The organism is Brevibacterium sp. 1718 (genome assembly GCF_051131255.1).
Taxonomy (GTDB): domain Bacteria; phylum Actinomycetota; class Actinomycetes; order Actinomycetales; family Brevibacteriaceae; genus Brevibacterium; species Brevibacterium sediminis.
The window spans coordinates 853,551-878,776 of sequence record NZ_CP186550.1 but is presented as its reverse complement, the minus strand read 5'-3'; the positions used below and the strand labels follow the sequence as shown (position 1 = coordinate 878,776).

12 protein-coding genes and 3 rRNA genes are annotated in these 25,226 nt (G+C 61.9%); 4 read left to right on the top strand and 11 right to left on the bottom strand.

Annotated elements, in window-relative coordinates; translation table 11 throughout:
- Window positions 1–250 precede the first annotated feature (250 nt).
- The gene (locus tag ACOZ9V_RS03735) at window positions 251–2,377 is read right to left on the bottom strand and encodes an ABC transporter ATP-binding protein (RefSeq protein ID WP_181272287.1); all 2,127 of its coding nucleotides are present in this window, start codon (window positions 2,375–2,377) and stop codon (window positions 251–253) included.
- Between the two features lies 1 nt (window position 2,378).
- Window positions 2,379–4,112, bottom strand: a complete 1,734-nt coding sequence (locus ACOZ9V_RS03730) for an ABC transporter ATP-binding protein (RefSeq protein ID WP_139470429.1) — start codon at window positions 4,110–4,112, stop codon at window positions 2,379–2,381.
- Window positions 4,113–4,327: 215 nt separating this feature from the next.
- Between ACOZ9V_RS03730 and ACOZ9V_RS03725 the strand changes: the two genes are divergently transcribed.
- Window positions 4,328–5,437 (top strand): DUF6882 domain-containing protein, encoded by a 1,110-nt coding sequence (locus ACOZ9V_RS03725; protein ID WP_434593771.1) that lies wholly within the window; start codon window positions 4,328–4,330, stop codon window positions 5,435–5,437.
- A gap of 79 nt (window positions 5,438–5,516) precedes the next feature.
- Here the strand turns inward: ACOZ9V_RS03725 and ACOZ9V_RS03720 are convergent, their stop codons facing one another.
- The 4 genes from ACOZ9V_RS03720 to ACOZ9V_RS03705 form a co-directional block, all read right to left on the bottom strand.
- Window positions 5,517–6,566 carry a DoxX family protein gene (locus ACOZ9V_RS03720; RefSeq protein WP_434593770.1) on the bottom strand — a complete coding sequence of 350 codons (1,050 nt, stop codon included), beginning with the start codon at window positions 6,564–6,566 and terminating at the stop codon, window positions 5,517–5,519.
- Window positions 6,567–6,795: 229 nt separating this feature from the next.
- Window positions 6,796–6,914 (bottom strand): 5S ribosomal RNA (gene rrf, locus ACOZ9V_RS03715).
- Between the two features lie 187 nt (window positions 6,915–7,101).
- Window positions 7,102–10,217 (bottom strand): 23S ribosomal RNA (locus ACOZ9V_RS03710).
- A gap of 421 nt (window positions 10,218–10,638) precedes the next feature.
- Window positions 10,639–12,166, bottom strand: a 16S ribosomal RNA gene (locus tag ACOZ9V_RS03705).
- The 16S, 23S and 5S rRNA genes sit together here, the layout of an rRNA operon.
- A 536-nt stretch (window positions 12,167–12,702) precedes the next feature.
- Here ACOZ9V_RS03705 and ACOZ9V_RS03700 point away from each other — a divergent pair.
- Window positions 12,703–13,719 (top strand): epimerase, encoded by a 1,017-nt coding sequence (locus tag ACOZ9V_RS03700; protein WP_434593768.1) that lies wholly within the window; start codon window positions 12,703–12,705, stop codon window positions 13,717–13,719.
- Window positions 13,720–13,791: 72 nt separating this feature from the next.
- Here ACOZ9V_RS03700 and ACOZ9V_RS03695 read toward each other — a convergent pair whose 3' ends face one another.
- On the bottom strand, window positions 13,792–14,703 hold the full coding sequence (locus ACOZ9V_RS03695; RefSeq protein WP_172175061.1) for a rhodanese-related sulfurtransferase: 912 nt from the start codon (window positions 14,701–14,703) through the stop codon (window positions 13,792–13,794).
- A gap of 162 nt (window positions 14,704–14,865) precedes the next feature.
- On the opposite strand from ACOZ9V_RS03695, the gene purL reads away from it, so the two are divergent.
- Window positions 14,866–17,250: a phosphoribosylformylglycinamidine synthase subunit PurL gene (purL, locus tag ACOZ9V_RS03690; protein ID WP_434593765.1), complete on the top strand. Its 2,385-nt coding sequence runs from the start codon at window positions 14,866–14,868 to the stop codon at window positions 17,248–17,250.
- Between the two features lie 164 nt (window positions 17,251–17,414).
- On the opposite strand, the gene ACOZ9V_RS03685 is transcribed toward purL, so the two are convergent.
- Complete coding sequence (locus ACOZ9V_RS03685) at window positions 17,415–18,152, bottom strand: hypothetical protein (protein ID WP_434593762.1); 738 nt, start codon at window positions 18,150–18,152, stop codon at window positions 17,415–17,417.
- A 233-nt stretch (window positions 18,153–18,385) separates the two neighbouring features.
- Here ACOZ9V_RS03685 and ACOZ9V_RS03680 point away from each other — a divergent pair, with 233 nt between their 5' ends.
- Window positions 18,386–19,615 (top strand): cobalamin-independent methionine synthase II family protein, encoded by a 1,230-nt coding sequence (locus ACOZ9V_RS03680; RefSeq protein ID WP_434593760.1) that lies wholly within the window; start codon window positions 18,386–18,388, stop codon window positions 19,613–19,615.
- 84 nt (window positions 19,616–19,699) lie between these two features.
- Here the strand turns inward: ACOZ9V_RS03680 and ACOZ9V_RS03675 are convergent, their stop codons facing one another.
- From ACOZ9V_RS03675 to ACOZ9V_RS03665, 3 genes are all read right to left on the bottom strand, one after another.
- Window positions 19,700–21,100, bottom strand: coding sequence for a TIGR01777 family oxidoreductase (locus tag ACOZ9V_RS03675; RefSeq protein WP_434593757.1), 1,401 nt, complete (start codon window positions 21,098–21,100; stop codon window positions 19,700–19,702).
- Between the two features lie 264 nt (window positions 21,101–21,364).
- Entirely contained in the window at window positions 21,365–22,969 is a 1,605-nt protein-coding gene (betC, locus tag ACOZ9V_RS03670; protein WP_434593754.1) for a choline-sulfatase, read from the bottom strand.
- Entirely contained in the window at window positions 22,966–25,176 is a 2,211-nt protein-coding gene (locus ACOZ9V_RS03665; RefSeq protein ID WP_434593751.1) for a BCCT family transporter, read from the bottom strand. The genes betC and ACOZ9V_RS03665 overlap by 4 nt, the downstream gene beginning before the upstream one ends.
- Window positions 25,177–25,226 lie beyond the last annotated feature (50 nt).

The window sequence follows — 25,226 nt, the reverse complement described above, 5'->3', positions numbered from 1 at the left end:
GCGCGACCCAGTCATAGTGCCCCCACGTGTTCGTGCCTCAGGCTGTGCTCTCACCTGCACAACAACTTCTATTTGGGGCTGGTGAGCCGCACGGCAGAGCGGTCAGAGCAGTGTCACATTTGGATCGACTTCGGCATTCATACCCTGAAAAACGTTATGTCGGATTTTCGCACACCATCTGATTTCTGCGGTGAATGCGATGCAGGGTCCCCGAGCTCAAGCTCGGGGACCCTGCCACTGCTCGGAACGATCAGGCTTGCGGAGAGCGGCCTTCCTCTGCTGGCGCCTCGTGGCTTTCACCTTCGGTATCCGGTCCGTCCGTGCTGTCGCTGTCGGAGGCCGCAGCCTCGTCGAGCGGTGCACCTGCGTCGGCATCGGCCTCGGCGAGCACCTCGGCAGTGAACTGCTCCTCGGCGTCCTCCCCGCGGAACTGCGACATGTACAGCCGGTGGTAGGCGCCTTCTGCCGCGAGCAGCTGCTCGTGGTTGCCGTGTTCGACGATCGCTCCGTCCTCCATCACGAGAATGGTGTGAGCGTCACGGATCGTCGACAGCCGGTGGGCGATGACGAACGACGTCCGATCGGTTCGCAACGCTGCCATCGCCTGCTGCACCAGCACCTCGGTGCGGGTGTCGACCGATGAGGTCGCCTCGTCGAGGATGAGCAGTGAGGGGTCGGCGAGGAACGCTCGAGCGATGGTGATGAGCTGCCGTTCGCCGGCCGAGACGCTGCCGCCGTCGGAATCGATGACGGTGTCATAGCCGTCGGGCAGCTGGCGCACGAACCTGTCGACCATCGTCGCCTTGGCGGCTGCGACGACTTCCTCATCGGTGGCGCCCAACCGGCCGTAGCGGATGTTGTCGGCGATGGTGCCTTCGAACAGCCACGCATCCTGGAGCACCATGCCCACATGTGAGCGGAGGTCGGCCCGGCTGAGGTCGCGGGTGTCGATGCCGTCGAGGTAGATGGTTCCGCCCGTGATCTCGTAGAAGCGCATCACGAGGTTGACCAAGGTGGTCTTTCCGGCGCCGGTCGGGCCGACGATCGCCACCGTATGTCCCGGTTCGGCGGTGAAGGACACCTTTTCGATGAGAGGCGTCTCCGGAGCGTAGCGGAAGCTCACTTCGGAGAATTCGACCTTGCCCGGAGTACGCGGGGGCAGCTCCCTTTGCACCTCGTCGGGGTCCTCTTCCTCGGCGTCGAGCAGTTCGAAGGTCCGCTCCGCCGAGGCGACACCGGACTGGAGCATATTTGCCACACCTGCCATTTCGGAGATCGGCTGCGAGAACTCGCGCGAGTATTGGATGAACGCGGTTGCATCACCGAGCGTCATCTGTCCCGTCGCGACCTTGAGGCCGCCAGCGACTGCGATGAGGACATAGCTGAGGTAGGACACGAACTGCATCGAGGGCATGATCATGCCGGAGACGAACTGTGCTCCTGCCGAAGCCTTGTACAGCGATTCGTTGCGACGGTCGAACTCCTCGAGCATGACCTCGTCACGGCCGAAGGCCCTGACGATGTCAAGACCGGAGAATGACTCTTCCACGTGCCCGTTGACCTCACCGGTGTGCTTCCACTGCGCCTTGAACAGCTTCTGCGAACGGGTGCCGATGACGCCGGCGATGATCGCCGACAGCGGCAGAGCGATGAGAGCCAGCAGTGCGAGCTGCCAGGACACGATGAACATCATCACGCCGATGCCGATGATCGTCAGCGCCGACTGCACGAGCTGAGAGAATGCCTGCTGCAGGGCCTGCTGGATGTTGTCGACGTCGTTGGTCACTCGCGACATCACGTCGCCGCGCTGACGGGTGTCGAAGTAGCGCAGCGGCAGTCGGTTGATCTTGCGTTCGATGTCCTCACGCAGACGGTAGACCACGCGCATGACCAGGGCGTTGAGGATATACCCCTGCGCCCACATGAGCATCGAGGCCACGAGGTACATGAGCAGGACGGCGATGATGATCTGACCGAGCGCCGTGAAGTCGATCCCCTGCCCGGGCACCACCTCGGCGGTGGCGAGCATATCGGCGAAGTCGTCTCGGCCCTCGGCGCGGGCCCCGGCGATGATGTCGTCGATGTTCGCACCAGCGGGCAGCTGAGCGCCGATGACTCCGGAGTAGACGACGTCCATCGCCTTGCCGAGGACCTTGGGCGCGATGACGGTGAGCACGACGGAGCCGACGACGAGGGCGACGACGTAGAACATGCCCTTCTTCTCCGTGGCCATGAGTCCGAACAGACGCTTGACCGACGGCCAGAAGTGCTTGGCCTTGCGCGGAGGTGTGCCTCCGCTCATCTCCAGTTCCTCGCCGCTGGGGATGTATTCGTCTTCCCCAGCCACCACAGTTTCGGTTGAGTTGTTGTCGGCCATGTCAGTTCACCTCTTCCGTGGTCAGCTGGGATTCGATGATCTCGCGGTAGGTCGGGTTCGTCTCGGCGAGTTCCTCATGGGTGCCGCGGCCGACGATCTTCCCGGCTTCGAGGACGATGATCTGATCGGCGTCCCGGATCGTCGATACACGCTGGGCAACGACGATGACGGTGGCGTCCCCCGTCGATTCGTCGAGGGCGGCCCGCAGGCGGGCGTCGGTGGCGACGTCGAGGGCGGAGAACGAATCGTCGAAGACGTAGATCTGCGGCTTCACCGTCAGGGCTCTGGCGATGCACAGACGCTGCCGCTGCCCACCGGAATAGTTCGTGCCTCCCTGGGCGACGCGTTCTGAGAGCTTGTCTTCTTTCTCAGCCACGAAGTCGTCGGCCTGAGCGATGCGCAGGGCCTCCCACAGCTCTTCATCGGTGGCGTCTTCATTCCCGAAGCGCAGGTTCGAGGCGATCGTGCCGGAGAACAGGTACGGCTTCTGCGGCACCAGACCGATGAGCTGGGCCAGTTGGTGGCGGTTGAACTCGGTGACGGGGGTGCCGTCGATGAGGATCTCACCGACCTGCGGGTCGATGAGTCTGGGGATGAGGTTGACGATCGTCGACTTGCCGGAACCGGTCGATCCGATGATCGCGGTCGTCGTTCCGGGCTGGGCGGTAAAGTTCAGTCCTTCGAGCACAGGCACCTCGGCGCCGGGATACCCGAAGGTGACATTGCGGAATTCGAGCTCACCGCGACCGGGCAGCTCCCTGACACCGGCAGGGATGGTCATCGTGCTGCGGGTGTCGAGGATCTCGGCGATGCGTTCGGCGCAGACGACGGCGCGCGGAATCATCATCATCATGAATACGCCCATCATCACGGCTACGAGGATCTGCAGCAGGTACTGCAGGAACGCGGTCAGCGATCCCACTTCCATCTGTCCGGCGTCGACGCGGTGGCCACCGAACCACAGGACGGCGGCGGTCGCGAGATGGAGGATCATCATGATGGCGGGGAACATGAGCACGAACAGGTTGCCGACCTTGACCGAAGTTTCGGTCAGGGCACGGTTGGCATCGGCGTAGCGGTCGGTCTCAAAGGGCTCACGGACGAAGGCACGGATGACGCGGATGCCGGTGATCTGTTCGCGCAGAACGCCGTTGATGTCGTCGACCTGGTCCTGCATGCGGCGGAACAGCGGCATGAGGAGGTAGACGAGAATGGCGACGACGATGAACAGGACGGGCACGGACACCCACACCAGCCAGGACAGTCCGGCGTCTTCCCGCAGGGCCATGATGATGCCGCCGATGCACATGATCGGTGTCGAGACCATGAAGTTCAGGGTCATGAGCACGAGCATCTGAACCTGTTGGACGTCGTTGGTGTTGCGGGTGATGAGGGTGGCGGATCCGAATTTTCCGACTTCGAGCATCGACAGGTCGTCGACCTGCCGGTAGATGGCTCTGCGGAGGTCGCGGCCGACGCCCATTCCCGTGCGGGCGCCGAAGTAGATCGCGGTGATCGCGGTGACGACCTGCACGAGGCAGACAAGCAGCATCGTCATGCCCGTCGACCAGATGAAGTCGGTATCGCCCTTGGCGACTCCTTCGTCGATGATCCGGGCATTGAGGCTGGGCAGGTACAGTGCTGCGATGGTCGAGGCCAGTTGCAGGATGACGACCAGAATGATGAACGGCCAGTAGTTTTTGGCGTATTTCAGGGACAGGCGGAGTAATGCCACGTTGAACGTCCTGAGTGAAGAGCGGCTGATGATGGAGTCGTGAGAGTTGCGAAGCGCAACAGACTACCTTACATTGATTCTCCTCTCAGAGATAGACGAGCCGGCGGCAGATCGGGGCGCTCTGCCACGACCTCCACTTCACCATGAGGCACTGACACGGCCTTCGCACCGCGTGCCTCCTCGATTCTCGGGCGCTCCCGCATACGCTTGAAAGCATGAGCTCAACTCTGCAGGACCTGGTCAATCGTGCCGTCTTCTATTCGACGGAGGTGCAGACGCATTTCGGTGCGCTCATCGCCGACGCCGAGTGGGAAGTCGACTTCAGCTCCGACCCGCACCTGACGTTCACGTCGGCCGAGGGCGAGGTCCTACGCACCCGTCCGCATCTGCTTGGTTCGGAGTCGGGCAGGGAGAAGACGTGGCTGTGGGGTTGGGAGAATGTCAATGACTTCCCCGATGCCGTCGTCGGGCTCTCCCACGAGGTGCGCAAGTTCGGGGCCGCCGAGGACGTCAGTGAGCTCACGACGCCTGAGCTCTCCCTCGATGAGGAGCTCGCACTTCGGCTGACCCTGGCGTCGAAGGAGGCCACCGACAAGTGGGCCCACTATCCTGCTGCCGCCGGTGCCGGGACCACTGTCTGGCTCCTCGTCGACGCCGCCGAGATCGCCCTGCCCGCACCGCAGGTCAAGGTCTCTGTGCGGGCGCTCATGCAGGGACTGACGCAGACGACAGTGACCGACCACCGCGCGGCCATCGACGCGTACGTCGCCAAACGCGGCATTCCGACGGCAGAGCTCCCCGAAGGTGGCCTGCGGATGCTGTTCGCCGACGGCTCGGCCAACCTGTCCTTCGACGATCAGCGTCGCATCTCCAACTGCGACCTGAATGCGCCGTTGGAGGGCGAGGCCGCCGAGCAGTACGCCGCCGCGGAACCCACAGGCACCCCCACCGAGGCGGCCGCCGCCTCTCGCGCGACCGATTCGACTTCCGCTCCCGCCGCGAAGGATGGTGCCGCACCACCTGCGTCGACCCCCGCGACACCGACGCCTGCTCAGACAGAGGAAGCTGCGCCCACAGAATCCGCGCCAGACGAGAAGTCGGCAGCGGAAGCGGCCCCGGCGCCCGAGGCTCAGGCCGAGGAAGCTGCCGAGCCTGCGGCGGAGGCCTCGGACGCCGCACGCGGACAGCAGCAGCCGGAAGACGAGCGGCTGCTCGGAGACGGGTCTGTCGAACCCGCCGCGACGGAGACTCCGGTCGAGGAAGAACCGAGCAAGGACGCCAAGCCGAAGAAGAAGGGCCTGTTCTCCAAGCTGTTCGGACGCTGATGCGCCGCTGAGCTGTTGGGTGCCTGAAGGATGTTTGGGGCCCCGCCGATCGGCGGGGCCCCAGATCATTCATCGGCTCTCATCGGTTGACGGGCGTCTCGGGTCCCCAGCGAAAGCCTCGATCGAAGAGGAACCTTCGCTCATCATCATTGCGCAGCGTCAGTTCCGAGTCCGCTGCTTGAAGAGAGAACTCCCCCTCTCCGACCTTCGAGTACCGGGACTCAACCGTGCCGGAGGGATCGCGAATAAGCGTCTGAACGCCTTTGCGGACGGGGTAGAGCTTCGCTGTGATCGACTGGCCATCGACGGTGTAGACACCGTCCTGGAAGTCTCCGTCGGAATACCGCACACTCATTCTCTTGCCCTTGCCCGAGCCTATCTGTCCGAAAGCGATCTGAGTGATGTCTGCGGTTGTATGGTCGGTGCCTTCGATCGGGGCCGATTTGCCTGACGTGGTGACGGTATAGACGCCTGAGATCTCCTCAGGAGTGCCAGGGTGGCCCCAGTTGAGGCTGACTCCGGTTGCCAGGCCGCTGCCGACGATGATGACGACAGCGAGTAGTGGGGAGACCCAGCGGGTGATACGAATGAAGATCCGGTTGTGCCAGATGAGACCGCTGACTGCCGGCTCGACACTGCGCCCGAGTGCGAATCTCGCGACTCGGGGCACGTTGGGGATGAGAAGGATGAGTCCGACCAGAGCCATTGCTCCTGAGAGCTGCTTCACCGGCACGTCGAACGTCAGGTTGAGAAGGAAGACCACGCTCATGTCCAGAGCGGCGATGAGTGCGCCGAGCCAGGCTGTACGACGGAAGAGCAGCAGGATGACGGCGAGAAGCTCGGCCAGACCCGCCAGGAATTGAACGGTCGGGGAGAAGGCCATGAAACGCCACAGCAGCCCCATGGGGCTCATCTCGCCGTACTGGACTATTGCGTCGGCATAGTCGGCATAGCCCATCTGAACGTGGTAGATCTTCGTCCAGGCGTAGGGCAGGAGCGCCATCGCCAATCCGATGCGCAACAGCCAATGCAGGGCCCAGAGGATACCGATCCAGCGCGACCGTGACCGAGCCTGTAGAGCGTCCGGCTCCGCTGATTGTGCATGCAGTGCAGTATCGTTCGTCGTCATAATGTTCACATTACTGACAAAACGACTTGTCCTGCAGTAGGGTTCTCCGGACTATTCCCCAAGACATTCCCCTCCTCCCCTAATTACTACCTGATGGCGGCGCAGCAACCCCGCGCCAGGCAGCAGTACCCCCGTCAGGTAGTAATAAGCACCGGCAGCACACCCGTTCGTGAATACAGTAATGGCCCCGCCCAACACAGTCGGACGAGGCCATCACCACTAAAAAATATTGCGGCAGTCACTTACTCTCCCACAACCACCAAGTTGCAGTACCATCAGCGCGAATGGGCTTAGCTACCGGGATCGGAACGGTTAACCGGGCGTTTCCCCACCACTATCACCACCGCAAAACCAACAAACCACCACCACAACCCCACAAAAACAGAGTTGTCAGCGGTAGTGGTCCAAGAACCGCACAGCGAACGCGAACACCAAAACTTATGCAACATGCACACCCGAGAGTGTGAACTCTTCAAGCCATCCTAGAAAAAACAAAACATCTTTCCGCACACACCAACCCCACTAAAGGGAAAAAGTTGATGAGTGATCGGTGTATTAGTACCAGTCAACTCCACACCTTACAGTGCTTCCATACCCGGCCTATCAACCCCATCATCTATAGGACACCTCCCCTGACAAAAGTCAGTTGGAAATCTCATCTCGGAGCCGGCTTCCCGCTTAGATGCTTTCAGCGGTTATCCATCCCGAACGTAGCCAACCAGCCATGCTCCTGGCGGAACAACTGGCACACCAGAGGTTCGTCCGTCCCGGTCCTCTCGTACTAAGGACAGACCTCCACAAATTTCCTACGCACGCAGCGGATAGGGACCGAACTGTCTCACGACGTTCTAAACCCAGCTCGCGTACCGCTTTAATGGGCGAACAGCCCAACCCTTGGGACCGACTCCAGCCCCAGGATGCGACGAGCCGACATCGAGGTGCCAAACCATGCCGTCGATATGGACTCTTGGGCAAGATCAGCCTGTTATCCCCGAGGTACCTTTTATCCGTTGAGCGACCACGCTTCCACAAGCCATGGCCGGGTCACTAGTCCCAGCTTTCGCTCCTGCTCGACACGTCCGTCTCACAGTCAAGCTCCCTTGTGCACTTACACTCGACACCTGATTGCCAACCAGGCTGAGGGAACCTTTGGGCGCCTCCGTTACTCTTTAGGAGGCAACCGCCCCAGTTAAACTACCCATCAGGCACTGTCCCTGAACCCGATCAGGGTCCGAAGTTAAGGAATCCACTATGGTCAGAGTGGTATTTCACCGATCGACTCCACCCCAACTAGCGTCAGGGCTTCCCAGTCTTCCACCTATCCTACACAAACCACACCGAATCCCAATACCAAACTATAGTGAAGGTCTCGGGGTCTTTCCGTCCTGCTGCGCGTAACGAGCATCTTTACTCGTAATGCAATTTCGCCGAGTTCGTGGTTGAGACAGCAGAGAAGTCGTTACGCCATTCGTGCAGGTCGGAACTTACCCGACAAGGAATTTCGCTACCTTAGGATGGTTATAGTTACCACCGCCGTTTACTGGGGCTTAAATTCTCCGCTTCACCCTTACGGGTTAACAGGTCCTCTTAACCTTCCAGCACCGGGCAGGCGTCAGTCCGTATACATCGACTTACATCTTCGCACGGACCTGTGTTTTTAATAAACAGTCGCTTCTCTCTGGCCTCTGCGACCACCACCAGCACATCCCCACGCATGGTGGGTTCACCGGGATGGTCCCCCTTCTCCCGAAGTTACGGGGGCATTTTGCCGAGTTCCTTAACCACGATTCTCTCGATCACCTTAGTATTCTCTACTCGACCACCTGTGTCGGTTATAGGGTACGGGCAACACACACCCTCACGTCGATGCTTTTCTCGGCAGCAGAGGATCACCAGATCACCCCACCAATGTGGGGCGCCCATCAGCTCTCACACTCTATGCGGGGACGGATTTACCTACCCCCACGTGCTACAACCTTAGACCGTGACTACCATCGCACGGCCTGGCTACCTTTCTGCGTCACACCTCACGCTTACCGACTCCACACTCAGGTCCCACCCGCAACCCCAACATCAAGTCCGAAGACTCAAAGGAGGAATTGGATGGTTAGTATCGTGTGTTTTGGTACTGTCGGTTGTGTGTCGGTACCAGAATATCAACTGGTTGTCCATCGACTACGCCTGTCGGCCTCGCCTTAGGTCCCGACTTACCCAGGGCGGATTAGCCTAGCCCTGGAACCCTTGGTCATCCGGTGGACGGGTTTCTCACCCGTCTTTCGCTACTCATGCCTGCATTCTCACTCGAATCGCCTCCACCACTCGTTCACACGGCAGCTTCTCCGGCAACTCGACGCTCCCCTACCCAACACCACACCATTACGGCGATTGTGGTGCTGCCACAACTTCGGCGGTGTACTTAGCCCCGCTACATTATCGGCGCTCAATCACTTGACCAGTGAGCTATTACGCACTCTTTCAAGGGTGGCTGCTTCTAAGCCAACCTCCTGGTTGTCTTCGCAACTGAACATCCTTTCCCACTGAGCACACGCTTAGGGGCCTTAGTTGATGGTCTGGGCTGTTTCCCTCTCGACAATGAAGCTTATCCCCCACTGTCTCACTGCCACGCTGAACCTTGACTGGCATTCGGAGTTTAGTTGACGTCAGTAACCCGGTAGGGCCCATCAGCCATCCAGTAGCTCTACCTCCAGCAAGAACCACGCAACGCTGCACCTAAATGCATTTCGGGGAGAACCAGCTATCACAGAGTTTGATTGGCCTTTCACCCCTAACCACAGGTCATCCCCTCCATTTTCAACTGAAGTGGGTGCGGGCCTCCACGCGCTCTTACACACGCTTCACCCTGCCCATGGCTAGATCACTCCGCTTCGGGTCTAGGACACGCGACTAGGATCGCCCTATTCGGACTCGCTTTCGCTACGGCTACCCCACACGGGTTAACCTCGCCACGCACCGCTAACTCGCAGGCTCATTCTTCAAAAGGCACGCCATCACAGTCATCTAGATACTGCTCTGACGGATTGTAAGCACATGGTTTCAGGTACTCTTTCACTCCCCTCCCGGGGTACTTTTCACCATTCCCTCACGGTACTTATCCGCTATCGGTCATCAGGAAGTATTTAGCCTTACCAGGTGGTCCTGGCAGATTCACACGAAATTCCACGAGTTCCGTGCTACTCGGGCATGCACACACTGCGAACAGTTGACGTTTCGTCTACGGGACTCTCACCCACTCCGGTCCTGTTTCCCACCAGGTTCGACTACACCAACAACACTCACAGACCGGCCATGCTGGACCGGACCACGTACACCCCACAACACCCCTGCAGCAACACCAGCACGCTTGACACTGCACAGGTTTAGGCTCATCCAGTTTCGCTCGCCACTACTCCCGGAATCATTGTTATTTTCTCTTCCTGCGGGTACTGAGATGTTTCACTTCCCCGCGTTCCCTCCACATGCCCTATATATTCAGACACGGGTCACCACCCTCACGAGTGGCGGGGTTTCCCCATTCGGAGACCCTCGGATCAACGCCTGTTTATCGGCTCCCCGAGGCTTATCGCAGATTTCCACGTCCTTCATCGGCTCCTGATGCCAAGGCATCCACCATGCGCTCTTACACACTCACCCAACCCCCAAAAAGGGACCAGCTTCATGTGCGCGAAAAATAAGTGTTTCATTCACCTTAACTAGATGATGACAAGAAAAATCACATTACATAAACACCACACAAAAATGGTGTTTGATGCTCGCGTCCACTATACGATTCTCAAACCACTACCAAACACCCACCACCACACACCCACACTGTGGCTGCCTGTTGGTCGGGTTGGTCCTGTTGGTTGAAACCACACCCACACAATCGTGTGGGGTTTGTGATTCCAGGACCCAATAACGTGTTCGTTCTAGCCCACCCGATCACTCACCGCACCCGGGGCATTGACCCCAGCCGGGCTGTGTGGGCGAGCGGAAGAAGTGATGTTCCACCCTTGAGCTCTCATGATGACCACATACGGGTCATACCATGAGGATCTTAATGTGTGCTCCTTAGAAAGGAGGTGATCCAGCCGCACCTTCCGGTACGGCTACCTTGTTACGACTTAGTCCCAATCACCAGTCCCACCTTAGACGGCCCCCTCCCACAAGTGGGTTGGGACACCGGCTTCGGGTGTTACCGACTTTCGTGACTTGACGGGCGGTGTGTACAAGGCCCGGGAACGTATTCACCGCAGCGTTGCTGATCTGCGATTACTAGCGACTCCGACTTCACGTAGTCGAATTGCAGACTACGATCCGAACTGAGACTGGCTTTAAGGGATTCGCTTACCCTCACGGGTTCGCCTCTCTCTGTACCAGCCATTGTAGCATGCGTGAAGCCCAAGACATAAAGGGCATGATGATTTGACGTCATCCCCACCTTCCTCCGAGTTGACCCCGGCAGTCTCCTATGAGTTCCCACCATCACGTGCTGGCAACATAGAACGAGGGTTGCGCTCGTTGCGGGACTTAACCCAACATCTCACGACACGAGCTGACGACAACCATGCACCACCTGTACACCAGCTCCAAAGAGAAGAACTGTTTCCAGAACGGTCCAGTGTATGTCAAGCCTTGGTAAGGTTCTTCGCGTTGCATCGAATTAATCCGCATGCTCCGCCGCTTGTGCGGGCCCCCGTCAATTCCTTTGAGTTTTAGCCTTGCGACCGTACTCCCCAGGCGGGGCACTTAATGCGTTAGCTACGGCGCGGAGAACGTGGAATGTCCCCCACACCTAGTGCCCAACGTTTACGGCATGGACTACCAGGGTATCTAATCCTGTTCGCTCCCCATGCTTTCGCTCCTCAGTGTCAGTTACAGCCCAGAGTCCCGCCTTCGCCACCGGTGTTCCTCCTGATATCTGCGCATTTCACCGCTACACCAGGAATTCCAGACTCCCCTACTGCACTCTAGTCAGCCCGTACCCACTGCACGCGCAACGTTAAGCGTTGCGTTTCCACAGCAGACGTGACCAACCACCTACGAGCTCTTTACGCCCAATAATTCCGGACAACGCTCGTACCCTACGTATTACCGCGGCTGCTGGCACGTAGTTAGCCGGTACTTCTTCTGCAGGTACCGTCACTCTCGCTTCTTCCCTGCTGAAAGCGGTTTACAACCCGAAGGCCGTCATCCCGCACGCTGCGTCGCTGCATCAGGGTTTCCCCCATTGTGCAATATTCCCCACTGCTGCCTCCCGTAGGAGTCTGGGCCGTGTCTCAGTCCCAGTGTGGCCGGTCGCCCTCTCAGGCCGGCTACCCGTCGTCGCCTTGGTAGGCCATTACCCCACCAACAAGCTGATAGGCCGCGAGCCCATCCCCGATCGAAAAACTTTCCACCAACCCTCATGCAAGGATTGGTCGTATCCGGTATTAGACCCAGTTTCCCAGGCTTATCCCGAAATCAGGGGCAGGTTACTCACGTGTTACTCACCCGTTCGCCACTCATCCACCAACAGCAAGCTGTCAGCTTCAGCGTTCGACTTGCATGTGTTAAGCACGCAGCCAGCGTTCGTCCTGAGCCAGGATCAAACTCTCCATAAAAAACTTTATGTTACGAATGAATCCCAGCAAGACAGCCAACCCCTCACGGGGTGAGAAGATTGACCAAAAAATACTGACCAAACACACCATCCACCCATGTGATGCGAGAGGTTCGGCGAAGAACCACCCACCACAGGTGAACCAATGTTTGGCCAGGTGATTGTCTTACCAGAAATATTAAATGTTCTGGCATCACAACTTGTTCAAACAAACACGCTATTGGATTCTCAAACCACAAACACACACCCATCACCACACCACACAAATACGCAGCATGTTCACTGGGGGTATCAGTTTCATTTTGTGTCACCCACCCGGTGTCCTGAACCCTTGGACCAAACCGTGTTTGTCCTGGTCAGACCCGGTGGAAACTCTGTCTCAGTGACAGTGTTTCCGGCGGGGCAACGAGATATAACTCTAGACCACCCCAGAGCCACCGTGCAAATCCAAAACCGACTTTCTCCACGTGACACCCACCACACAGCCTCGTTGCCGCATCGACATCCCCGCCAATGCGGGGTGCTAGCGTCCTGAGTATGAGCACGTTACCCACAGACACATCGCTGACAAGCGCCCAGGCCCCGATCGCCGTCGTCGCCGGAGCGTCGGGGTTCATCGGCGGAGAGCTGCTCGATGCGCTCAGCGCTTGGGGGTACGCGACGCGGACGATCGGCCGCTCCCCTGACTCCGCCGACGCCACCTGGGACCGTCCCGACCGAATCGCCGTACTCATCGACGGTGCCGACCTGCTCATCAACCTCGCCGGTCGCAGCGTCGGATGTCGGTACACGGATGCCAATCGACAGGTCATCTGGGATTCCCGAGTCGATACGACCCGCGCCCTCAATACGGCGGTGGCAGCCGCCTCGGTGCCGCCGCGTCTGTGGATCAACTCGAGCACGGCCACCATCTACCGTCACGCAATGGATCGACCGCAGACCGAGGACGACGGCGACATCGGCGAAGGGTTCTCAGTCGACATCGCCAAAGCCTGGGAGAAGGAGTTCTTCGCCGGGGGCCTGCCCGCGACCAGACGAGTCGCGCTGCGGATGGCGATCGTGCTCGGTGACGGAGCGGCGTTGAACATGTTGGCCACCGCGGCGAGATTCGGCGCGGGAGGAGCTCAGCATGACGGGCGCTGGTTCCCGCACCGACGCTATCGCGGGATCGGCCCGGCGGCTTCCGGGCCGACCGTCTGGCGAGGACACCCGCCGACTCACGGACGACAGCGGTTCAGCTGGGTCCATATCGACGACGTGCTCCGGGCAGTCCGGTTCATCGACGAACATGAGGAGCTGAGTGGCCCGATCAACGTCTCGAACCCACAGGTCTCGGACAATCGCTCACTGATGAAAGCGCTGCGCAAGGCAGTGCGTATGCCCGTGGGGATTCCTGCACCCAGGTGGCTGCTCGAGATCGGGATGACCGTCCTGCGGCAGGAGTCAGAACTCGTGCTCAAAAGTCGGTGGGTGCTGCCGGAACGACTCGAAGCGGCCGGATTCGACTTCCGGTGGACCGACATCGAGGCGGCGACGAAGCACCTGCTGCGCTGAAGTGTCGGTACGGCACTCCCCCACCTCGGGGGAACGCCGCCCCCACCTCCGGGGAACGGCAGGATCGCACGCTCAGCCGACTGCCGCCTCGGCGGGGATTCCCTGCTCGACGCAGTCGGCGCAATAGGGCTGCAGACCCTTGTCCGTGCAATCGGCGCACCGAAGGTACTGTCTGCGGCACTCGAGGTTCGCACAGTTGACGAACTCCGGCGTCTTCCTGTCGCAGGACACGCAATGCCCGATGGATTCGACATTGTCACCGAACTCGACGTGCATGCGCTTGTCGAAGACGTACAGCGAACCGTCCCAGTAGCCGGAGCTGCCGAAGGTCTCGCCGTAGCGGACGATGCCGCCGTCGAGCTGGTAGACCTCTTCGAACCCGCGGTTCTTCATGAGCACGGACAGGACCTCGCAGCGGATTCCGCCGGTGCAGTAGGTGACGACGGGTTTGTCTTTGAGGTCGTCGTATTTGCCGGATTCGATCTCGGCGATGAAGTCACGCGTGGTGTCGGTGTCGGGAACGATCGCGTCCCGGAACTTCCCGATCTGCGCCTCCATCGCATTGCGGCCGTCGAAGAAGACGACCTCCTCGCCGCGTTCGTCGAGGAGTTTGTGCAGGGCTCCGGGCTTGAGGTGCTGGCCGCCGCCTTGGACTCCGTCTTCGGTCACCGTGATCTCATCAGGAGTGCCGAAGGTGACGAGTTCGTCGCGGACCTTCACGCTCAGCCGCGGGAAGTCATCGCCTTGACCGTTCGACCATTTGATGTCCGCACCTTTGAAAGGCGCGTACGACTTCGTTGCCCGCACGTACTGCTTCACCTCGAAGATGTCCCCGCCGACAGTGGCGTTGATCCCGTCCTTCGACACGATGATCCGCCCCTTGAGCCCGAGGCTCTCGGCCAAGGTGTGCTGCCACAGCTTGACCGCTTCGGGGTCGGGCAGCGGGGTGAAGACGTAGAACAGGACGATCTTGGGAGTTGCCATGGCTCCCATTCTAAGTGGGGTGCGACAGTCCGATTCCCAGCGGGGCACGGTCCCTACCCGCGCCGAGGTGGTCCGCCCGTGGACGCGCTTCGCCCCCGCGGTGAGGACACGGCTAAGATTGGCCGTGAGTGCCGTGTCGTATGAAAGGGCCCCGAAGAGGACATGACGTCTAACCTCAGCTCTGCGGATTCCACGCAGGTCGATTCCCCGCAGAATGCATCGAAGAAGGTCAAGGAGACGGTCGAGTTCGCAGCGGCGAACCCCGACGTCGAGCAGCCTTTCGCCGATCTCGGTCTCACGGCCGACGAATACGAGAAGATCAAGGCGATCCTCGGACGTCGCCCCACCTCGGCGGAATTGGCCATGTATTCGGTGATGTGGTCCGAGCACTGCTCGTACAAGTCCTCGAAGGTCCACCTGTCGAAGTTCGGCGACAAGGTCACCGAGGACATGAAGAAGCACCTGCTCGTGGGCATCGGCGAGAACGCCGGCGTCGTCGACATCGGGAACGGCTGGGCGGTGACCTTCAAGGTCGAATCGCACAACCACCCCAGCTACGTCGAACCCCACCAGGGTGCGGCCACCGGAGTCGGCGGCATCGTCCGCGACATCATCTCCATGGGTGCGCGCCCGGTCGCTGTGATGGATCAGCTGCGGTTCGGAGCCATCGACCATCCGGACACCGCCCGTGTCGTCCACGGTGTGGTCGCCGGCATCAGCAACTACGGCAATTCCCTGGGCCTGCCGAACATCGGCGGCGAGACCGTCTTCGATTCCGTCTATCAGGGAAATCCGCTGGTCAACGCCCTGGCTGTGGGTGTCATGCGACATGAGGACATCTGTCTGGCCAACGCGTCGGGACTGGGCAACAAGGTCGTGCTCTTCGGTGCGCGCACCGGTGGCGACGGCATCGGCGGTGCTTCGATCCTCGCTTCCGAGTCCTTCGACGATTCGAAGCCCTCGAAGCGCCCCGCCGTGCAGGTCGGCGACCCGTTCGCCGAGAAGGTGCTCATCGAATGCTGCCTCGAGCTCTTCCACGCCGGTGTCGTCGAGGGCATTCAGGACCTCGGCGCTGCAGGCATCTCCTGTGCGACCTCGGAGCTGGCGTCCAACGGTGACGGCGGAATGCACATCGCGCTCGACGATGTGCTGCTGCGCGATGAGACCCTCACCCCTGAGGAGATCCTCATGTCGGAGTCGCAGGAGCGGATGATGGCCGTCGTCCGTCCCGACCGCCTCGACGAATTCTTGCGCATCGTCGGCAAATGGGAGGTCGAGACCTCCGTGCTCGGCGAGGTCACTGATTCCGATCGTCTCGTCATCGAATGGCACGGCGACGTCATCGTCGATGTGCCCCCGCGCTCGGTCGCCCACGACGGACCCGTCTACAACCGTCCGTTCACCGAACCGTCATGGACAGCCGGGGTGGCTGCGAACACCGTTGAGGCCGCTGGTTTGGCGAAGCCCCAGTCCGATGATGAGCTGCGGTCGACGATGCTCGAGCTCGCGGGGTCGCCGAACCTCGCCTCGAAGTCGTGGATCACCTCGCAGTACGACAAGTACGTCCAGGGCAATACCGCACTGGCCTACCCGGATGATGCCGGTGTCGTCCGCGTCGACGAGGAGTCCGGTCTCGGCGTGGCCATCGCCACCGATGCCAACGGCCGCTACAGCTTCCTCGACCCGGCGCGCGGTGCCCAGCTGGCTCTGGCCGAGGCCTACCGCAATGTCTCGACCTCCGGTGCCATTCCGCGTGCGGTCACCGACTGCCTGAACTTCGGATCCCCCGAGGATCCGGAGATCATGTGGCAGTTCGCGCAGGCTGTCGAAGGCCTCGCCGGCGCCTGCCAGGACATGGGAATCCCGGTCACCGGCGGCAACGTGTCCCTGTACAACCAGACCGGCGGAGTGGCCATCCACCCGACTCCGGTCGTCGGTGTGCTCGGTGTCTTCGATGATGTCACCCGCGCCACCCCGAGCGGCTGGCAGGAGCCGGGCCAGACCATCTATCTGCTCGGCACCACCGAGGCGGAGCTCGACGGTTCGGCGTGGGCCGACGTCACGGCGGGCCACCTCGGCGGTGTTCCTCCGCAGTACAAGCCGGCGGCGGAGAAGGAACTCGGCGAGATCCTCATCAACTGCTCGCGCGACGGCATGATCGATGCCGCGCACGATCTGTCCGAGGGTGGACTGTCGCAGGCACTCGTCGAATCGTCGCTGCGCTATGGCACCGGCGCCCGGATCTGGCTCGATGAGGTCTGCGAGCGTGACGGCGTCGACGTGTTCACCGCACTGTTCTCCGAGTCGACGGCGCGCGCGATCGTGGCCGTGCCGCGGTCGGAAGAGGTCCGCTTCAAGGACATGTGCACTGCTCGCCGGTTCCCGTTCGTGCGCATCGGCATGACCGATGCCGGCGACGGAGCTCCTGCGCTCGAGGTCGTCGACCATTTCTCGATCGGTCTCGACGAACTCGGTCAGGCCCACGAGGGTACGCTGGCTGATCGCTTCGGCGGCAGCGTCGCGGCGGTGACCGAAACCGCGGTCTGAGCCACAACCGGCGAAGACTGACGTGAGACGGCCTCTCGGCCTCGACAAAACCAGCTGCGGTTGGTCCTCTCGAGGCCGAGAGGCCGTTTCGTTGTCGTGCTGTGTCCTGTCAGCTGGGACGATGCGACAGCCGGGAGGAACAGTTCCTGGCTGCAACGACCGGATCAGTAGTCAGGCTGTGCTGGCGCCGGGGCCGTCCCACCGTTGGCACGGCCGAGCAGATGGAAGAGCCCGAGACTTGCGAAGATGAGCAGGAGCCACACGGCTTGGACGAGGACTCCGGCCATGATGCCGGTCGCGACGTTCTCGGCCAGCGGTTGTGCAACAGTCGCACTGAGCACGGCGAGGATCGCACCGAGGACGACAGCGATGACGAGGATCCACCACCGACGATTGCGGGCGATGCTCCACCCGCAGAATACTGCGGCCAGGAAGAACGCATTGAGCACGCCTTGGACGATGTTCATGGTGAGCAGTGAGCTGCCGTCTTCCGTCCCGACCGAAGTGAGAAGGATTCCTGTCAGGGGCGTGAGAATCAGCAGGGCTGCGCATCCGAGGAGGAAGATTCCGGCACCGATGAGTCTCCGCGCCCAGCTGGTGTTCTTCACGAGCAGGATCGCTGCAGTGCCGAGGACCAGCCGCAGACATGCACAGAGGACCGATCCGACGCTGAAGAGCACGACTGATGCGGTCGCCTCCCCCGACGTCGCCATCGGGGCGAACACCAACGACGGCAGCACCCCGATGATGAGGGCCGCCCAGAACAGACTGCGGGCGAGCCAGCCCGGATTCTGCGGAACCGACACCAGCGTCGCCGCCTGGCTCCGACCGAGTCCCTGGCTCCACTGCTGACCGGTGCCTGACCGCCCGGCTGGATCCTGACCATAATGTCTGTAGCTCATGCCCCCAGCATATGAGCCAACTCCACTTGTGATTGAGCAAGGCGGACACTTTCTCAGTACTGGACTGAGCTGACAGCACTGCACCGCCGGCCCACCAACCCACTCCGCCCACGTGTCCCAAGATGACGACAACCACACATGCGCCACTGCGAATGTGATTGCCTGAGAGGGAATGCTGCGGCGCGACTGCCGCAGTCGCACTGCACGATCGAACCGAGACAGAGGAGCCACCCATGGCAACGATTCGCACATCCCACGCGGGATCCTTACCCCGCACTCCCGAGCTCATCGAAGCCAACAAGGTCAAGCAGGCGCAGAACACCGCTCGCCTGGCCGGTGAGTCCGTGTCTCAGGAGCAGGAGCAGGAATTCGACGAGCTCCTCGCCGCCAGCGTCACCGACCTCGTCAAGCGGCAGAAGAACCTGGGCATCTCACTGCCCAACGACGGCGAGTACGGTCACGCGATGGCCGCCGACTTCGACTACGGCGCATGGTGGCACTACTCGTTCGCGCGCACCGGCGGGCTCGAGCTCCACGACATCGACCTCTGGGAGATCCCGGCGAACCGTTCGACTCCGGGCAACATCGTGCTCACGAGCATGCCCGACCGTCGCGATCGCAACCTCTTCCCAAACGTCTACGCGGACCCGAAGGCCGGAACCGACACCGGAACCCAGCCGCAGTTCCCGAAGGCCACCGGCCCGATCAGCTACATCGGTCAGGACCAGGTCAACCGCGACGTCGCGAACCTCAAGGCCGGTCTGGCCGCCGCCGGCTATGACGAGCGTGCCGGGTACATCAATGCGCTCTCCCCCGGTTCGGCCTCTCGCATCGCCAACGAGTACTACTCAAGCGATGAGGAGTTCATCTGGGCGTGGGCCGATGTGCTGCGGGAGGAATACCTCGCCATCACCGAGGCGGGTCTGACCGTCCAGATCGACGATCCGTCCCTCGCGGAGAACTTCGACCAGATCAACCCGGAACCGTCCTTCGATGACTACCGCGCGTTCATCCAGGTCCGCATCGATGCACTCAACCATGCGCTGCGCGGAATCGACCCGGCGCAGGTGCGCGTGCACACCTGTTGGGGCTCGTGGCACGGACCGCACGTCACCGACCTGCCGTTCGTCGAGATCGTCGACCAGGTGCTTTCGATCAACGCCGCCGGCATCACTTTCGAAGCCGCGAACGTCCGCCATGAACACGAATGGCGGATCTGGGAAGAGAAGAAGCTGCCCGAGGGCAAGTACATCATTCCCGGAATCGTCTCTCACTCGACCAATGTCGTCGAGCATCCTGAACTCGTCGCCGAACGCATCGGCCGATTCGCCAAGCTCGTCGGACCCGAGAACGTCGTCGCCTCCACCGACTGCGGCCTGGGCGGCCGCGTCCACCCGGACATCGCCGTCGCGAAGCTGCAGTCGCTGACCGAAGGCGCGGAGATCGCCTCGAAGCGCTTCTGACCCCGTACTGCGGAAACAGCAGTAACAGCAGAAACACCAGTCCCCTCCGTTAGGCTCGTCGGCCGAGCGGAGGGGACTTCTGTATTACGCCCCGCCGCCGAGCTCCTCGTCGAAGCAGTCGCTCAAGGTCGGGTGGGCGAACTGGTATCCGGTTTCCTGCAGCTTCTCCGGCACCACGCGCTGGTCCGCCAGAGCCAGCTCCTTCGCCCCATCACGGCCGAGCATGATCTCTGTGATGAAACCGGGCGTCGGGATCCACGCGGGCCTGCGCAGGTGAGCGGCGAGCGCCTCGGCGAATTCCGCCTGCGTGACAAGCTCCGGCGCAACAGCGTTGACCGGCCCGCGCACATAGTCATAGAAGACCGCGTGCACATATGACCGCGCCACATCGTCAAGCGAGATCCACGCCAGTGCCTGCTCCCCGCTGCCCAATCGACCGCCCGCACCGGCGAGGAACAGCGGCGCCTGCAGTTTGAGCAGACCGCCCAGGGAGCTGAGTACGACTCCGGTTCGGATCGACACACGTCTGATCCCGGCGTCCTCGACACCGGCCGCTGTCTCTTCCCACTTCTGGCATACCTCGGCGAGGAATCCGTCGCCGGCCGGTCCGGTTTCGTCGACTGGTTCGTCCGCCTTCGACCCGTAATAGCCGACCGCGGAAGCGCAGACGAAGACCGACGGACGCTTCGCCTCGGGCAGGTCGCGCATCGTCTCGACGAGCAGCCTCGTCGAATCGATGCGGGAGGACCATATCTCGTCCTTCGCATGCTTGGTGAACCGTGTGGCGATGGATCGCCCACCGAGGTGGACCACCGCATCCGCCCACGCGAGGTCGCGTGGATTGAGGATTCCCAGGTCCGGATTCCAGTGCACCTCGTAGGGGAACTTCGGGGTTTCGCGCACAAGCAGTCGCACGAAGTGTCCCGCGGTGGAGAACAGGGCGGCGACCTGGCGTCCGATCATTCCGCTGCCGCCGGCAATGAGGATGTGTTTGCCCTTCTTCCGCGTCAGCAGGGGCGCATTCGTGGATTCGAGGAAGTCGATATCCATGAGCATCCGCTTGCGGCGGGCGTCGAAGGTGGCCTCGAGGTAGTGGGTGAGGCCCCGGTCGATGACGTCGAAGCCCTGCGGAGCCATGGAGAATTCGATGTGGTCGTCGATCTTCGTCCCGCCGGCGACCGAAGTGAACTCGTGCGTGTGCTTCCACTGGCTCAGCGGTCCCTTCTTCAGCTCATCGACGAAGGAGAACCGCGACGGACCCTCCGAATGCACCGAGCTGAACGGCCGCCGCACAAGTCCGTAAGTGCCGGGAACGCTCGTCTTCACCTGAGCCACCGAGCCCGGCGCGATCGGAGGATAACTCTCCTCGACGATCTCCTGCGCCCAGTGGGGTGAGAGGCGGGTCAGCGCTCCTGGCCGAGCATGCCAGTCGAATGTGGTCTCCGCACCGAGCGGAACTTCAGATGTCGACTCAAAGATGGTCATGGCATCCCTCCTACCTCGAATGATGCCACCGATTTCTGAGAATGTGACCCGCAACTCACCTAAGTCCAAGTGAATTGTTCTCGCCGAGGCGGCTCACCCTCCCGGCCGCCCCGCCGGAGCCGTCCGGCGGGGCCCGAAACCTGCTTCCGCGGGCTCGAAGTGTAAGCGCAGTGATCTCGATCAGTGCGCCCACGCTTCGAACCCGCGGGGGCAGCGCGACCGACCGCGAGGGCAACGCGGTCCGTTGGCGCTGCAGCCGGCGACTCAGTCGGCGGCTGGGATCTTGCCGAAACGGAACGCCGACCAGAAGTCACCGCGCACATATCCGTGCGACGGTTCCGGGTCGAAGTCCCAGTGGCGGACTCGACCGACCTTGAGCGCGTCGGCGACGAGTTGGCGGCTGCGCTGCGAGGCGAGCACATGCTCCTCGAGGTGCTCGAGGTCATACCGGGATTCGAGTTCTGCACGCATCGACTCATGCGCCTGGGCGTAGGCCGGATCGGCGGCGCGGTTGACCAGCTCGTCGGGATCCTCCGCCAGGTCGAAGAGCAGCTCCGGATCTCCGGGGCACACAGTGAGCTTGAGATCGCCGCGCACCAGCGTGACCTGCGGCCGGTAGGTGCCCTCGGCGAAGTACTCGATGACGACGTCGCGGTACTCGGACCCGAGTTCGCCGGCGGCTTCCCGCCTGGCAGATTCGAGTATCGAGGTTCCGGTCAGTCCTTCATCGATCGCCGAGGCGGCTCCTGCACCTGCATCCCCCGTGCCCACGGACGGCCCGGGGACACCCTCGGCTGAGATCTCCGCCGAACCCTGCGCGATCTCGAGCAGGGTCGGCGCGAGGTCGACGAGACTGACCGGGGTCGCATACCGGCCCGGGGCGATCACCTCGGCGGGTCCGTTGATGATGAGCGGAACCCGGGAGGACTGCTCATAGGGCGACATCTTGAACCACAGCCCCTTCTCCCCCAACATGTCACCGTGGTCGCTGGTGACGACGATGACGGTGTTGTCCGCGAGGTCGAGCTCTTCGAGCTTGCGCCGGATCGCTCCGACGTGGTCGTCGATGTAGTTCACCGCCGCATAGTAGGCACGACGAGCCCGCCGCACGTCCTCGATTCCAGGCTCGCGTTCGTCGAAGCCGCACATCGTGCGCAGACGGTGGCTGTGCGGGTTCACGGCCGGATCGGGGACCTCGGGGTGGGCCGGGTCCGGGATGGTCACCTCGGCGAATCGGTCCCAGTTGGCCTTCGGCGGCTCGTACGGGTCGTGGGGGTGGATGAACGAGGTGACCATGAGGAACGGCTGATCGCACCCGGCGGCCTGGTTCGCGCGCTTGCGGTCGTTGAGGTGGCGCAGGGTTCTGAAGATCACCTCGTCGTCGAAGTCCTGTTGGACGTTCGCGGTCGCCGCACCGGCGGTGAATACGGGATCCGCCTCGTGGTACCACTGCAGCTTCTGCTCCAGGGGACGGTTCCAGTCGGGCACCATATCGAGATCGGCCGGGTACACGTCCGTGGTCAGGCGCTCTTCGAAACCGTGGTGCTGATCAGGCCCGATGAAGTGCATCCGCCCGATCAGCGCTGTGTGGTAGCCGAGCTTGCGCAGACGGTGGGCGAACGTCGGCACGGAGGCCGCGAAGTCGTCGCCGTTGTCCAGGCAGTCGATCTCCGAGGGCATCCGCCCGGTCATCATCGACGCCCGCGATGGCGAGCACAGCGGAGTATTGCAGTACGCACGGTCGAAGACGGCTCCATCGGCAGCCAGCGCATCCATATTCGGTGTCAGCGCGGCCGCATCGCCATAGGCACCCAGAGCCTGGGCAGCCATCTGGTCGGCTTGGATGACGACGATGTTCGGGGTGGTCATGGGTGGTCCTCTCTGCGGTCGGGGCCGGAGTCGGCTTCGGAATCGGTCACTGAATCCGGGTCGGATTCGCTCGCCGAGGCGGTCCCGGAGTCCGCATCGGTAGTGGAGTCGGCGGCCGCCTCGGCGGCGGTGGAGTCCTCAGCCGCTGTGGAGTCCGCGGTGTTCGCGGAATCGTCGTCCGGGGTCCACCCGTCGGCCCATTCGCCGGTCTCGTAGTCGAAGCCGACGGGTTCGCCGTTCTCGTCCGTGCGCTGGTACCAGTCGGTGTAGTCCCCGTGCTCGGAGTCGATTCCGCCGTTCGCACCGTCACCGGGTTCGGTGGGCACGACCTGCAGGGCGAAGTCGTCACCGTAGGCATCGGCACCGGCGACCACGGCGTTGTCCACCGCGTTGAGCGCGTACTGACGGCGCAGGGCCAGCGGATCCGTGCGCAGCTCCTTGAACCAGGCGACGATGATGAAGAGCATGACGAGAGCGAACGGCACCGCAGTGACGATGACGAGCTGTTGGAGTCCCTCGAGTGCGCTGGCGTCGCCGAGGAGGAGCATCACCACGGCGATTCCGGACATCACGAGACCCCAGAACACGACGACCCACTTCTTCGGCTCCTGATCGCCGCGGCTGGTGAGCATGCCCATGACCACCGACGCGGAGTCCGCGGAGGTGATGAAGAAGATCGCCAGGACGATGATGACGACGAACGGCAGCCATTCGACATAGGGAAGGTTGTCGATGAGGGTGAAGAACACCTCGGGGGCCTCCATGCTGTCGGTGAACCCCGATGCTCCGGACCGGTACATCCAGATCGAGGTTCCGCCCATGATTCCGTAGGCGACGAAGAGCAGCGTCGAGGGGATGAAGATCGTGCCGAGGATGAACTGGCGGATCGAACGGCCGCGGGAGATGCGGGCGATGAAGGTGCCGACGAACGGCGACCAGGAGATCCACCATGCCCAGTAGTAGACGGTCCACAGGGACTGGAATTCCTGGGTCTCGGCGCCCCAGGACAGCGACCGGCCCATCATGTCGAACATCGACCCGAGATATTCCATGAACGCCGAGGGCAGCAGGTTGAGCAGGTAGAGCGTAGGTCCGAGGAACAGTACGAGCGCGACGATGCCGACGGTGAGGACGATGTTGATCGAGGACAGGTAGCGGATTCCGCGCGAGACGCCGGAGACCGCGGAGATGATGAAGCCGAGGGTGAGGACGAGGATGATGACGACGAGCATATTGTTCGTCATCGGTCCCGCACCGGAGACGATGCTGACACCGGTGCCGATCTGCATGGCCGCGATGCCCAGGGCTGCGGCCGTACCGAAGAGAGTGGCGACGATCGCGAAGATATCGACGAGCTTTCCGGCGAATCCCTCCGTCTGTCGCTTGCCGAACAGAGTCTGGAAGATCGAAGACAGCAGCAGCGAACGACCGCGACGATAGGCGGCATAGGCGATGGCACCGCCGACGAGGGCGTACATCGCCCACGCATGGAAGCCCCAGTGGAAGTAGGTCTGGGCCATCGCCCCGTGGAGCGCCTCGGTCGTCTCCGGATCGTTCGTCAGCGGCGGCGGTGAGATGAAGTAGGTCAGCGGCTCGGAGGGTCCGAAGAAGAGGACGCCGATGCCGATGCCCGCCGCGAAGAGCATGGCGACCCAGGAGAAGGTGGAGAACTCGGAGGTCTCTCCGTCCTTGCCCAAGGGAATCTTGCCGTAGGGAGAGAACGCGAGGATGAGCAGGGAGACGAGGATGATGATCGCGACGAGGTTGAACAGCCATCCGACATTGAGCGTCGCCCAGTCATACGCCGACTGAGCGACGCTGGCGACGCTGGACGGACTGGAGATGCCCCAGATGACGAAGGCGACGGTGAGGCCGCCGGCGATCGCGAAGATGATCGTGTCCAGCGAGTACTTGCGCCGCTGTTCGTCGATGGCGATTCCGGGCACGAGGATGGGATGGGTGTCGTGCGGGTAGTGGCCGTGCGTATCTTCGAGATCGGCCTTCACGGGACCGCGCGGTCGACGGTAGTCGAACTGGCCGAGGTTGCGTCCGGTCTCACGACCGACGCGTTTGGCGTCGTCTCTCATTCGGCGGGCATCAGCCATGATCCTCTCGCGTGATGCTCGGCGGGCCGCCTCGGTGGAGGTGTCGGCGTTCAGATCCGGGCCCGGATCGTGTTCGTCGGTACGGGTGGAGTCATCTGTCATGTGTCGGTTCACACTCTTTCGATAGTTGCGGAAGACTGCCGAAATCGATC